This window comes from Burkholderia ubonensis subsp. mesacidophila (assembly GCF_002097715.1).
GTDB classification, from domain to species: Bacteria; Pseudomonadota; Gammaproteobacteria; order Burkholderiales; family Burkholderiaceae; genus Burkholderia; species Burkholderia mesacidophila.
On the sequence record NZ_CP020737.1, the window covers coordinates 2,348,054 to 2,359,572 of the forward strand.

Sequence of the window (11,519 nt, forward strand, 5' to 3'; positions counted from 1 at the left end):
GATGGTCAAGGACGCATCTCGCCACGATAGCGCAGTCCGGTGCGGATGCAATCGTGATTTGTTCGTATCGCGCCGGGCTCAAAAGAAGAAAACCCGCTTGAGCGGGCTGGAGACTGAAGGTCTGACGAGCTACAAACGAAAATGCCCGCACAAGGCGGGCATTCTCTTTTTTGGCGGAGCGGACGGGACTCGCCTACGTCCCGCAGGCCGCGACTGCGCCTGCAGGCGCAGCCCTTCGAGTCCCGCCGGAAGCCGCGCAGGCGGCTTCCTCCGCTCCGCAGCCAGATGCCCGCCAGCGGGCATGGATGAGCTACAAACGAAAATGCCCGCACAAGGCGGGCATTCTCTTTTTTGGCGGAGCGGACGGGACTCGAACCCGCGACCCCCGGCGTGACAGGCCGGTATTCTAACCGACTGAACTACCGCTCCAGTCTTGCTGCTTGCCTGGCAGGCGTCGGTTACTTCCTGCCGGCGCATCGTTTGTTCGAACGACGCCGAAATCTGGCGTCCCCTAGGGGATTCGAACCCCTGTACTCACCGTGAAAGGGTGATGTCCTAGGCCTCTAGACGAAGGGGACAACGTACTGCTTACATCTTTAATACAAAAGCCCGCTCAAATGACGTCTTGAACGGGCTTCGTTCTGGCGGAGCGGACGGGACTCGAACCCGCGACCCCCGGCGTGACAGGCCGGTATTCTAACCAACTGAACTACCGCTCCAGCTTTCTTCACCCAAGCCCGCAGACGTCAACGACTGTCCTGCAAGCCTTGCGACACTTCCAACGAAACGCCGCTGAATCTGGCGTCCCCTAGGGGATTCGAACCCCTGTACTCACCGTGAAAGGGTGATGTCCTAGGCCTCTAGACGAAGGGGACAACGTACTGCTTACACCTTTAATACAAAAGCCCGCTCAAAAACGTCTTGAACGGGCTTCGTTCTGGCGGAGCGGACGGGACTCGAACCCGCGACCCCCGGCGTGACAGGCCGGTATTCTAACCGACTGAACTACCGCTCCAACTTCTCAACCCTAACCTGCAGGACGTCGGTTACGTTCCTGCAAGCTTCGCGACACTTCCAACGAAACGCCGCTGAATCTGGCGTCCCCTAGGGGATTCGAACCCCTGTACTCACCGTGAAAGGGTGATGTCCTAGGCCTCTAGACGAAGGGGACAAAATCTTTTCAGATCTGTCTGGCTTACGCTATTAATTTCTCATCAACAGCGAAGGCCGAAATTCTAACTGCTTTAAATCGTTTTGTGAAGCATTTTTTAAACTGCCCTGCTTCGCGAATCGATTTGTTTGTTCTGTTGGTGGAGGTAAGCGGGATCGAACCGCTGACCTCTTGCATGCCATGCAAGCGCTCTCCCAGCTGAGCTATACCCCCTTGCAGAACAGAAATGAGATTATATGGACCAACCTTGAACTTGTAAATACCCTTTTTGCGATTCGAGCAAAATTTTTTGCGAAGCCGCCCACCGGCGGCTTCGCGAATGCTCGAACCTCAGGCCAGCGCGGCCTCGATGCGCGACACGACAGCGTCACGGCCGAACAGCATCAGCACCGCGTCGATCGACGGCGTATGCGTCGTACCCGCCACCAGCAGGCGCACGGGCATCGCGAGCTGCGGCATCTTCAGCTTGTGCGCGGCCAGCGCGGCCTTCAGCGCGGCCGAGATCGCCTCCTTGCTCCATTCGGCCGTCTTCAGCGCCGCCGCGAGTTCGGCCAGCGCCGGGCGCACCGCATCGGTCACGTGCTGCGCGAGCGCTTCGGCATCCGGCGCCGGCGCGCGGTAGAACATCGCCGCGCCTTCCGCGATTTCCTTGAGCGTCGACGCGCGATCCTTCATCAGGCCGATCACCGCGTCGAGGTCCGGGCCGCTCGCGAGCGCCGCGTCGTCGATGCCGAGCGCGTCGAAGAACGGCTTCGACAGCGCGGCGAGACGCGCGTTGTCCGCTTCCTTGATGTAGTGGTTGTTCAGCCAGTTCAGCTTGTTGTGGTCGTACTGCGCCGGCGACTTGCCGAGGTGCTCGAGGTCGAACCACTCGACGAACTGCTCGCGCGAGAAGATCTCCGCATCGCCGTGCGACCAGCCGAGGCGCGCCAGGTAGTTCACGACCGCTTCCGGCAGATAGCCCGCGTCGCGGTACGCCATCACGCTCATCGCGCCGTGACGCTTGCTCATCTTCTCGCCCTGCTCGTTGAGCACGGTCGGCAGGTGCGCGTACACCGGCACTTCGCCGCCGAGCGCGCGCAGGATGTTGATCTGGCGCGGCGTGTTGTTCACGTGGTCGTCGCCGCGGATCACATGCGTGATCCCCATGTCGAGGTCGTCGACCACCACGCAGAAGTTGTACATCGGCGTGCCGTCCGGACGCGCGATCACGAGATCGTCGAGCTCTTCGTTCGAGATCTCGACGCGGCCCTTCACGGCGTCGTCCCACGCGACGGTGCCCGTCAGCGGGTTGCGGAAACGCAGCACCGGCTTCACGCCCGCGGGCGGCTCGGGCAGCACCTTGCCCGGCTCCGGACGCCACGTGCCGTCATAACGGGGCTTCAGGCCGGCTTCGCGCTGGCGCTCGCGCAACGCGTCGAGCTCCTCGGTCGACATGTAGCACGGGTACGCGAGGCCCTCTTCGAGCATCTTCGCGAGCACCTCGCGATAGCGGTCCATCCGCTGCATCTGGTAGAACGGGCCTTCGTCGAAATCGAGGTCGAGCCACTGCATCCCTTCGAGGATCGCGTCGACCGCTTCCGTCGACGACCGCTCGACGTCGGTATCCTCGATGCGCAGTACGAACGTACCTTTCATCTTGCGGGCGAACGCCCACGGATAGAGTGCGGAGCGGATGTTGCCGAGGTGGATGAAGCCGGTGGGGCTCGGCGCGAAGCGGGTACGGACAGGACGGGTCATAAACGGTAACTCGAACGCCTGGGGCGCGTGAATGATTCGACGCGGGGTCGGCAGCGGCTGCCCGAAGAGCAACGAGGCCGGCGACGCCCGGAACGGAAAAGAAGCCGAAATTATACCCGCGCCGGACTTCGCGCCAAGCGCGGCGCTTGCTTTATGATGTGCGCGCCGCGGCCGCCTTGCCGGCGCCGCACCGCCCCAACCTACCGACGCGGCGGGCCCGTTGCCCGCCGCCCGACGCTGGAGAACCTTCGATGTCGTCCCCTCGCCTGTCGCGCCGCCAGTTCACGATCGCGTGCGCTTCCGCCAGCCTTGCCGCCTGCACGTCGCTCGGCGGCAAGAGCCGCCCCGACAACGCCGCCACGGGCCAGCCGCACGACAAGCCGGTGAAGATCGCCATCGCGCTCGGCGGCGGCGCGGCGCGCGGCTTCGCGCACATCGGCGTGCTGAAAGGCCTCGAGGCGCGCGGCATCCCGATCGAGATCGTCGCCGGCACGAGCGCCGGCTCGGTGGTCGGCGCCCTCTATGCGTCGGGCATGAACGCGCTGCAGCTCAACAAGCTCGCGCTCGAGATGGACCAGTCCGCGATCAGCGACTGGGCGCTGCCGTTCCGCTCGCGCGGCCTGCTGCAAGGCGTCGCGCTGCAGAACTTCATCAACAAGTCGCTGAACAACCGGCCGATCGAGAAGATGGCGAAGCCGCTCGGCGTCGTCGCGACGGATCTGCAGAACGGCCAGCCGATCCTGTTCCAGCAGGGCAACACGGGGCTCGCGGTGCGCGCATCGTGCAGCGTGCCGTCGGTGTTCGAGCCGGTGAAGATCGGCAACCGCGAGTATGTCGACGGCGGCCTCGTGAGCCCGGTGCCCGCGTCCTACGCGCGCAAGATGGGCGCGACCTTCGTGATCGCGGTCGACATCTCGTCGCGCCCGGACGGCGCGCCGACCGGCAACCCGATCGAGATGCTGCTGCAGACGTTCACGATCATGGGCCAGACGATCAAGACCTACGAGCTCGACAAGTACGCCGACGTCGTGATCCGCCCGAACCTCAACGCGATGGGCGGCAGCGACTTCAACCAGCGCAACGCGGCGATCCTCGCCGGTGAGGAAGCGGTCGCGCGCATCATGCCCGAGCTGCAGCGCAAGCTCGCGGCGGCGACCGCCGCGACTGCCGCATAACGCAGCGCCGGGCTTCGACCGCCCCAAAAGCAAAAAACCCTGCCGCCTTTCGGGCGACAGGGTTTTCGATCCGGCTGTCGGGGAACGCTCAGTTGCTGCCGTTCGCCGCGTCGTCGCCGAGCGTCGCGCGCACGCGCTGGCGCAGATCGTCGGCCTTCATCGGAAACTGCGTCTCGATCCGGCGCGCGCCGTTGAAACGCTTTTCCCAGTAGGTGCTGTCGAGATCGTCGACGCGAATCGTGCTGCCCGTCGACGGCGAATGCACGAACTTGTTGTCGCCGATGTAGATGCCGACGTGCGAGAACGTGCGGCGCATCGTATTGAAGAACACCAGATCGCCCGGCTTCAGCTCGCTCACGCGCACCTTCTCGCCGACCCGGCTCATCTCTTCCGCGCGGCGCGGCAGCGACATGCCGAGCGTGTCCTGGAACACGTAGCGCACGAAGCCGCTGCAGTCGAGCCCCGAATCCGGCGTGTTGCCGCCCCAGCGGTAGCGCACGCCGATCATGTTCAGCGCGCCGACGACGACGTCGCCCGCCTTGCCCGCCATGCCGGACAGGAACGACTTCGCGCCGCCGGTCGACGACGATGCGTTGGCTTGGGTATTCTGGGTGGAAGCCGACCCGGATTGAGTCGAATTCGTGGCATTCTGATTAAAACTGCCGGCTTCGTCGGCGAACGCGCCGGAAGTTGCAGCGAACAGGACGCCGATAAACATCCCGGCGACGGCGCGCGCGCATGCCTGGGTCAGGGATCGGTGCTGCATTGGTCGATGGATTGTGCTTAAAAATCAGCTGATTGGCGGAAAATTTCGGTCGATACTAGCCAGCGCGTATCCGTTTGTCAAAACAAATTAAAAAATACAATCGAGATAGTCAGACCATTGGTGCCTTATCACGCTTTCCAGACCGCTTTCAACAGCTTTTGTGTGTAAGGATGTGACGGCTTTGTGAAGATGTCGGCGACGTCGCCGGACTCGACGATCGCCCCGCCCTGCATCACCGCGACACGGTGCGCCATCGCGCCGATCACCTCTAGGTCGTGGCTGATGAACACGTAACCGAGGTTGTATTTCTGTTGCAAACTCGCGAGCAGCTTCAGCACCTGCTGCTGGATCGACACGTCGAGCGCCGACGTCGGCTCGTCGAGGATCAGGATGCGCGGCTCAAGCACGAGCGCGCGGGCGATCGCGATCCGCTGGCGCTGCCCGCCGGAGAACTCGTGCGGATAGCGATGCATCACCGTGCGGTCGAGGCCGACCTCGCGCAGCACCGCGAGCGACTTCGCGCGCCGCGCGTCGGCCGACAGGTCCGGGCGGTGCAGCTCGAGCCCCTCGCCGACGATCCGCTCGATCGTGTGGCGCGGCGACAGCGAACTGAAAGGATCCTGAAACACGACCTGCAGGTTCGAGCGCAGCGCGGCCTGCTCGCGGCCGCGATAGCTCGACAGCGCGCGCCCCTGGAATTCGATCTCGCCGTGCGCGGTCTTCTGCAGCCCGAGCAAGGCCATCGCGAGCGTCGACTTGCCCGAGCCGGACTCGCCGACCACGCCGAGCGTCTCGCCCTGCCGCACCGACACGGACACGTCCGACACCGCCGCCACCGGCGCGGACTTGAACCAGCCCGCGAGGCCCGGGCGCTTGCGCGCGAACTGCACGCTCACGTGGCGCGCGTCGAGCAGCACCGGCGCGATCGGCATCACCGGCACGACCGCGCGCTGCGGCCGGCTGTTCAGCAGGCGCTGCGTATACGGATGCTCGGGCGCGGCGAAGACCCGCTCGACCGCCCCGCTCTCGACGAGCCGGCCCCGTTCCATCACTGCGACGCGCTCGGCGAAGTGCCGCACGAGGTTCAGGTCGTGCGTGATCATCAGGATCGCCATCCCGCGCTTTTCGGCTTCCTCGCGCTGCAGTTCCAGCAGCAGCTCGACGATCTGCGCGCGGATCGTCACGTCGAGCGCGGTGGTCGGCTCGTCGGCGAGCAGCAGGCGCGGCCGGCACGCGAGCGCCATCGCGATCATCGCGCGCTGCCGCTGGCCGCCCGACAGCTGGTGCGGATAGCTGTCGACGCGCCGCTCCGGCTCCGCGATGCCGGTGCGCGCGAGCAGTGCGATCGCGCGCCGACGGGCCTGCGCCGCCGGCACGCCGTCGTGCAGCTGGATCGTCTCGCCGATCTGCGCGCCGATCGTATACAGCGGGTTGAGCGCCGTCATCGGCTCCTGGAAGATCATCGCGATGTCGGAGCCGCGCAGCCCGCGCATCTCCCGCTCGCTGCGGGCCGCGAGGTCCTGGCCCGCGAAGCGGATCGTGCCGCCGACCTCGGCATCGCGCAACAGGCGCAGGATCGCCAGCGCGGTCACGCTCTTGCCCGACCCCGACTCGCCGACGAGCGCGACGCGCTCGCCGTGGCCAATCGCGAGCGTCACGTCGTCGACCGCGACGGTGTCGCCGAAGCGGACCTGCAGGCGCTCGAGCGACAGCAGCGGCTCGTCCTGCGACGGCGCCGATACGGTGGCGGCGCTCATCGCTGGCCTCCCGCCGCCCGCACGGAATCGGCGATGCGCGTGTCGAGCGCGTTGCGCAGCGCGTCGCCCATGAAGGTCAGCAGCAGCAGCGTCGCGACCAGCACGCCGAACGTCGACAGCGAGATCCACCATGCATCGAGGTTGCCCTTGCCCTGCGCGAGCAGCTCGCCGAGGCTCGGCGTCGGCGGCGGCACGCCGAGCCCGAGGAAGTCGAGGCTCGTCAGCGCGAGGATCGCGCCGCTCATCCGGAACGGCAGGAACGTAATCACCGACGTCAGGCTGTTCGGCAGCACGTGGCGCCAGATGATCTGCCAGTTCGTGAGCCCCATCGCGCGCGCCGCGCGCACGTAGTCCTGCGTGCGGTTGCGCAGGAACTCGGCGCGCACGTAGTCGGCGAGCCCGATCCAGCCGAACAGCGACAGCAGAACGATCAGCAGCACGAAGCTCGGCTCGAAGATCGACGCGAAGATGATCAGCAGGTACAGCTCGGGCAGCGAGCTCCAGATCTCGATCAGCCGCTGCCCGACGATGTCGACGCGGCCGCCGAAGAAGCCCTGCACCGCGCCCGCGGCTATGCCGAGGAGCGTGCCGATCAGCGTCAGCACCAGTCCGAATTCGACCGACACGCGAAACCCGTAGACGAGCCGGGCCAGCAGGTCGCGCCCCTGCGCGTCCGTGCCGAGCCAGTTCTCACGCGACGGCGGCGCGGGATTCGGCACGTTCGAGAAGTAGTTCAGCGTGTCGTAGTGGTAGCGGTTCGGCGGATAGACGACGAAATTGCCGGGCGCCTCGAGACGCTTGCGGACGTACGGATCGAGATAGTCGGCGGGCGTCGGGAAATCGCCCCCGAAGGTCGTCTCCGGATACGTGTTGAACATCGGGAAGTAATAGTGGCCGTCGTAGCGGACGACGAGCGGCTTGTCGTTCGACCACAGCGGCGCGGCGAGACTCGCGGCGAACGCGACGATGAAGATCACGAAGCTCCAGTAGCCGAGGCGCTGCTGCGTGAAGCGCCGCCACACGCGGCGCGCGGGCGACGGCGACACGCGCGCGCGCGCGGCATCGAGGCGGGACGGAGCGGCAGCCTGGCTCATGCGCGCCCTCCGCGGGCGGCGGGGCGCACGCCGGCATCTTCATCGAAACGGTGCGGGCACAGCGAGCGTGGGGGTCGTGCCAGCCTCCGCCGGGCCGCCCCCAGGAGGCTGGCCGCCCCCTCGGGGGGCAGCGAGCAAAGCGAGCGTGGGGGTCGTGCCGGCCTCCGCCGGGCCGCCCCTAGGAGGCTGGCCGCCCCCTCCGGGGGCAGCGAGCAAAGCGAGCGTGGGGGTCGTTGCATGTCAGCGCTCCAGGTTCTCGAATTGAATGCGCGGGTCGACCCACACGTAGCAGAGGTCGGAGATCAGCTTGGTCGCGAGGCCGATCAGCGTGAACAGGTACAGCGTGCCGAGCACGACCGGGTAGTCGCGGCGCACGACCGACTCGTACGACAGCAGCCCGAGTCCGTCGAGCGTGAACAGCGTCTCGATCAGCAGGCTGCCGGTGAAGAACGCGCCGATGAACGCGCCCGGAAAGCCGACGATGAGCGGCAGCATCGCGTTGCGGAACACGTGCTTCCACAGCACGCGGCGTTCGGACAGTCCCTTCGCGCGCGCAGTCAGCACGTACTGCCGGCGGATCTCGTCGAGGAACGCGTTCTTCGTGAGCATCGTGATGATCGCGAAGTTGCCGACGACCGACGCAGTGATCGGCAGCGCGATGTGCCACAGGTAGTCGAGCACCTTGCCGGCGATCGACAGCTGCGCGAAGCTGTCCGACGTGAGCCCGCGCAGCGGGAACAGCTGCCAGAACGAGCCGCCGCCGAACAGCACGAGCAGCAGCACGCCGAGCACGAAGCCGGGAATCGCATAGCCGACGAGCACGACGAGGCTCGTCGCGACGTCGAACGGCGAGCCGTTGCGCACGGCCTTCGCGATGCCGAGCGGCACCGAGATCAGGTAGGTGAGGAAAAACGTCCACAAGCCGATGCTGATCGACACCGGCAGCTTCTGCACGATCAGCGACCACACGCTCTGGTGGCGGAAGTAGCTGTCGCCGAGATCGAAGCGCGCGAAGTGCTTGAGCATCAGCACGTAGCGCTCGAGCGGCGGCTTGTCGAAGCCGTACAGCACCTTCAGCTGCGCGACCTGCTGCGGATCGACGCCGGTACGCGCGCGCATCCCGAACGGCGCCGCGCCCTGCTCCGTCGCGCCCTTGCGCAGTTCCTGCACGGCCTGCTCGACCGGGCCGCCCGGCACGAACTGGATCACGACGAACGTGAGCGTCAGCACGCCGACGAGCGTCGGGATCATCAACAGCAGGCGTTTGAGGATGTAGCTCCACATAAGCGTCGACTCGCGATCGATTGAACGGTTGGGACGGCGGGGCGCGCGGCGCTCAGCTGCCCGGCTTGACCCACCAGGTCGACACGACCCAGCTCTCCGCCGAATAGTACAGCGGCAGCGTCTGCGGATAGCCGAGCGTGCGCTTGTACGCGACCCGGTGCGTCGTGCTGTACCACTGCGGGACCGCGTAGTAGCCGTGCATCAGCACGCGGTCGAGCGCACGCGTCGCATCGACCAGCTGCTCGCGGGTCTGCGCGGCGTCGAGCGCCTTCAGCAGCGCGTCGACGGCCGGCGACTTGAGCCCGATGACGTTGTCCGACCCCGGCTGGTCCGCGAACTTGCTGCTGTAGCGCGAAAACTGCTCGGCGCCCGGCACCTGCACCCCGAGGTAGCGGATCGTCGTCATGTCGTAGTCGAATGCGTCGAGGCGTTTCTGCAGCAGCGCGTAGTCGGCGGTGCGGAACTTCACGGTGATGCCGAGCTTCGCGAGATTGCGCTGGTACGCGATCACGACCGGCTCGAATGCGGAACCCGCATCGTCGAGGATCTCGAACGTAAACGGCTCGCCCTGCGCGTTGCGCAACGCGCCGTCACGATACGTCCAGCCAGCCTGCGCGAGCAGCGCGCGCGCCTTCAGCAGGTTCGCGCGCAGCGAGCCGGGCGGATTCGTGTTCGGCTGCGCGACCATCGGGCCGAACACCGCCGGGTCGAGCTGCGCGCGCAGCGGGTCGAGCAGCGCGAGCTCGCCCGGCCCCGGCATGCCGGTCGCCTGCAGGTCGGTGTCGGCAAAGTAGCTGTCGAGGCGCGTGTAGCCGCCGTAGAACAGCTGGCGGTTCAGCCATTCGAAGTCGAGCGCGAGGTCGAGCGCCTGGCGCACCCGCACGTCGCGGAACAGCGGCCGGCGCAGGTTCATCATGAAGCCCTGCATGCCCGCGCCGTTGTGCTGCCGGAACTCGCGCTTCACCAGCTCGCCGCTGTCGAAGCGCTTGCCGACGTCGTGCCGCACCCAGTTGCGCGCGATGTTCTCGACGAGCACGTCGTACTCGCCCGCCTTGAACCCCTGCAGGCGCGTGACGTTGTCGCCGTACAGCTTGTAGACGATCCGCTCGAAGTTGTGGGTGCCCACCCGCACCGGCAGGTCGGCGCCCCAGTACGTGGGGTTGCGCCGGTACGTGATGTTGCGGCCATTGTCGTTACGCTCGATCAGGTACGGCCCGCTGCCGATCGGCTGCTCGAACGCGAGCTGGTCGAACGCGATGCGCGTGCCGTCCGCGCGCAGCCCCCATTTGCGCGAGAACACCGGCACCGAGGCCGCGATCAGCGGCAGCTCGCGGTTGCGCTGGCGGAACTCGAACCGCACCGTGGCCGGGTCGACGATCACCGCGCGCGCGATGTCGCCGAGGTACGCGGCGAACTGCGGCGCCGCCTGCTTGCTCTTCAGCGTGTCGAACGAGTACTTGACGTCGGCTGCCGTCACCGGGTCGCCGTTCGAGAAGCGCGCGCGCGGGTTCAGGTGGAACGTGACCGACAGGCGGTCCGGCGCGACCGCGATGTCGTCGGCAAGCAGCCCGTACGCGGACGCGGGCTCGTCCAGGCTGCCCGTCGCCAGGCTCTCGAACAGCATCTCGATGCCGGGCGCGGGATTGCCGCGCATCGTATACGGGTTGAACTTGTCGAACGACGTCATCCGGCTCGGGTTCGCGAGCACGAGCGTGCCGCCCTTCGGCGCATCCGGATTCACATAGTCGAAATGCGTGAAGCCCGGCGGATATTTCGGCTCGCCGTACTGGGCGATCGCATAGGCGGCATGCGCGGCGCTCGCGGCAAGCACGGCCTGCATCAGCAGCGCGGCCGCGGCGCGGCCGGCAGCCCGCGCGACACCGGAACGGGCGGGCGCGGCGGCGCTCCGGGGCGAACCCTTCGTCATAAAGTCCTGTCGATCGATTGAGGGTGGCAACGTCCGCGCATTCTACCCATTCGGATGGACCTGCCACCATTCGGCATTCGCCTATGCTTGCGGTTCGAGCCGGAAAAAACAAAAACCCCACGCTTTAACCAGCGTGGGGTTCGTCGGCGGCCTGAACCGCCCCGGCGGCGGCGCGGAATCGACGCGTAGTTGGCGCGCCCGCCTGCCGATCAGCGCCAGCCGTTGTGACGGCCGCGATCGTGATCCCAGTGGCCGCGGTCGTCCCAGCCGCGATGGTGGCGATACCAGTCGTCGCGCCCCCAGTAGCGGCGGCCGTCCCAATAGCGATCGCCGTGCCAGCCGATCACGATGGCCGGCGCGGGCGCCGCATACACGGGTGCGCCATACACCGGCGCCGGCTGGTAGACGACCGGCGGCGGCGCGTACACCGGCGCGGGCGCGACGTAGACGGGCGCCGGCACGCCGACGTTGATCCCGACATTGACACCCGCCATTGCTGCGCCCGACAGGAGCAACGCCGCGGTACCTGTGATGAGCGACGCAACACGCAAGGTCTTCATGGATTCCTCTTCTGGTTGTTTCATGGGTGATTCGACTATAGCGAC

8 protein-coding genes and 7 tRNA genes are annotated in these 11,519 nt (G+C 66.5%); 1 reads left to right on the plus strand and 14 read right to left on the minus strand.

The genetic code is table 11. From position 1 onward, the window contains the following. Positions 1-352: 352 nt before the first annotated feature. From B7P44_RS10990 to gltX, 8 genes are all read right to left on the minus strand, one after another. Positions 353-429: transfer RNA gene (locus tag B7P44_RS10990), tRNA-Asp, on the minus strand. Positions 430-502: 73 nt separating this feature from the next. Then, positions 503-578, minus strand: a tRNA-Glu gene (locus B7P44_RS10995). A 64-nt stretch (positions 579-642) separates the two neighbouring features. After that, a tRNA-Asp gene (locus B7P44_RS11000) sits at positions 643-719 on the minus strand. Positions 720-799: 80 nt separating this feature from the next. Next, positions 800-875, minus strand: a tRNA-Glu gene (locus tag B7P44_RS11005). A 63-nt stretch (positions 876-938) separates the two neighbouring features. Beyond that, a tRNA-Asp gene (locus B7P44_RS11010) sits at positions 939-1,015 on the minus strand. 80 nt (positions 1,016-1,095) lie between these two features. Then, positions 1,096-1,171, minus strand: a tRNA-Glu gene (locus B7P44_RS11015). A gap of 137 nt (positions 1,172-1,308) precedes the next feature. Continuing rightward, positions 1,309-1,384, minus strand: a tRNA-Ala gene (locus tag B7P44_RS11020). A gap of 117 nt (positions 1,385-1,501) precedes the next feature. After that, positions 1,502-2,911, minus strand: coding sequence for a glutamate--tRNA ligase (gltX, locus tag B7P44_RS11025; RefSeq protein ID WP_084903868.1), 1,410 nt, complete (start codon positions 2,909-2,911; stop codon positions 1,502-1,504). Between the two features lie 251 nt (positions 2,912-3,162). On the opposite strand from gltX, the gene B7P44_RS11030 reads away from it, so the two are divergent. Then, positions 3,163-4,086: a patatin-like phospholipase family protein gene (locus B7P44_RS11030; protein ID WP_084903871.1), complete on the plus strand. Its 924-nt coding sequence runs from the start codon at positions 3,163-3,165 to the stop codon at positions 4,084-4,086. A gap of 88 nt (positions 4,087-4,174) precedes the next feature. On the opposite strand, the gene B7P44_RS11035 is transcribed toward B7P44_RS11030, so the two are convergent. The 6 genes from B7P44_RS11035 to B7P44_RS11060 all read right to left on the minus strand — a co-directional run bounded on the left by B7P44_RS11035 (position 4,175) and on the right by B7P44_RS11060 (position 11,474). Beyond that, on the minus strand, positions 4,175-4,852 hold the full coding sequence (locus tag B7P44_RS11035; RefSeq protein ID WP_084903872.1) for a C40 family peptidase: 678 nt from the start codon (positions 4,850-4,852) through the stop codon (positions 4,175-4,177). A 128-nt stretch (positions 4,853-4,980) separates the two neighbouring features. After that, positions 4,981-6,609 carry an ABC transporter ATP-binding protein gene (locus B7P44_RS11040; protein ID WP_084903875.1) on the minus strand — a complete coding sequence of 543 codons (1,629 nt, stop codon included), beginning with the start codon at positions 6,607-6,609 and terminating at the stop codon, positions 4,981-4,983. Beyond that, positions 6,606-7,703, minus strand: coding sequence for an ABC transporter permease (locus tag B7P44_RS11045; RefSeq protein ID WP_084903877.1), 1,098 nt, complete (start codon positions 7,701-7,703; stop codon positions 6,606-6,608). The genes B7P44_RS11040 and B7P44_RS11045 overlap by 4 nt, the downstream gene beginning before the upstream one ends. A 240-nt stretch (positions 7,704-7,943) precedes the next feature. Next, positions 7,944-8,987, minus strand: coding sequence for a microcin C ABC transporter permease YejB (locus B7P44_RS11050; RefSeq protein WP_084903880.1), 1,044 nt, complete (start codon positions 8,985-8,987; stop codon positions 7,944-7,946). Between the two features lie 52 nt (positions 8,988-9,039). Further along, complete coding sequence (locus B7P44_RS11055; RefSeq protein WP_084903882.1) at positions 9,040-10,914, minus strand: extracellular solute-binding protein; 1,875 nt, start codon at positions 10,912-10,914, stop codon at positions 9,040-9,042. Between the two features lie 209 nt (positions 10,915-11,123). Further along, entirely contained in the window at positions 11,124-11,474 is a 351-nt protein-coding gene (locus B7P44_RS11060; RefSeq protein WP_084903885.1) for a hypothetical protein, read from the minus strand. Between the last annotated feature and the right edge of the window lie 45 nt (positions 11,475-11,519).

Excerpts from the sequence above, each read along its gene's own strand:
- B7P44_RS11040 (WP_084903875.1), bottom strand. The coding sequence starts at position 6,609 with ATGAGCGCCGCCACCGTATCGGCGCCGTCGCAGGACGAGCCGCTGCTG.
- B7P44_RS11045 (WP_084903877.1), bottom strand. The coding sequence starts at position 7,703 with ATGAGCCAGGCTGCCGCTCCGTCCCGCCTCGATGCCGCGCGCGCGCGC.
- B7P44_RS11035 (WP_084903872.1), bottom strand. The coding sequence starts at position 4,852 with ATGCAGCACCGATCCCTGACCCAGGCATGCGCGCGCGCCGTCGCCGGG.
- B7P44_RS11055 (WP_084903882.1), bottom strand. The coding sequence starts at position 10,914 with ATGACGAAGGGTTCGCCCCGGAGCGCCGCCGCGCCCGCCCGTTCCGGT.
- gltX (WP_084903868.1), bottom strand. The coding sequence starts at position 2,911 with ATGACCCGTCCTGTCCGTACCCGCTTCGCGCCGAGCCCCACCGGCTTC.
- B7P44_RS11030 (WP_084903871.1), top strand. The coding sequence starts at position 3,163 with ATGTCGTCCCCTCGCCTGTCGCGCCGCCAGTTCACGATCGCGTGCGCT.
- B7P44_RS11050 (WP_084903880.1), bottom strand. The coding sequence starts at position 8,987 with ATGTGGAGCTACATCCTCAAACGCCTGCTGTTGATGATCCCGACGCTC.
- B7P44_RS11060 (WP_084903885.1), bottom strand. The coding sequence starts at position 11,474 with ATGAAGACCTTGCGTGTTGCGTCGCTCATCACAGGTACCGCGGCGTTG.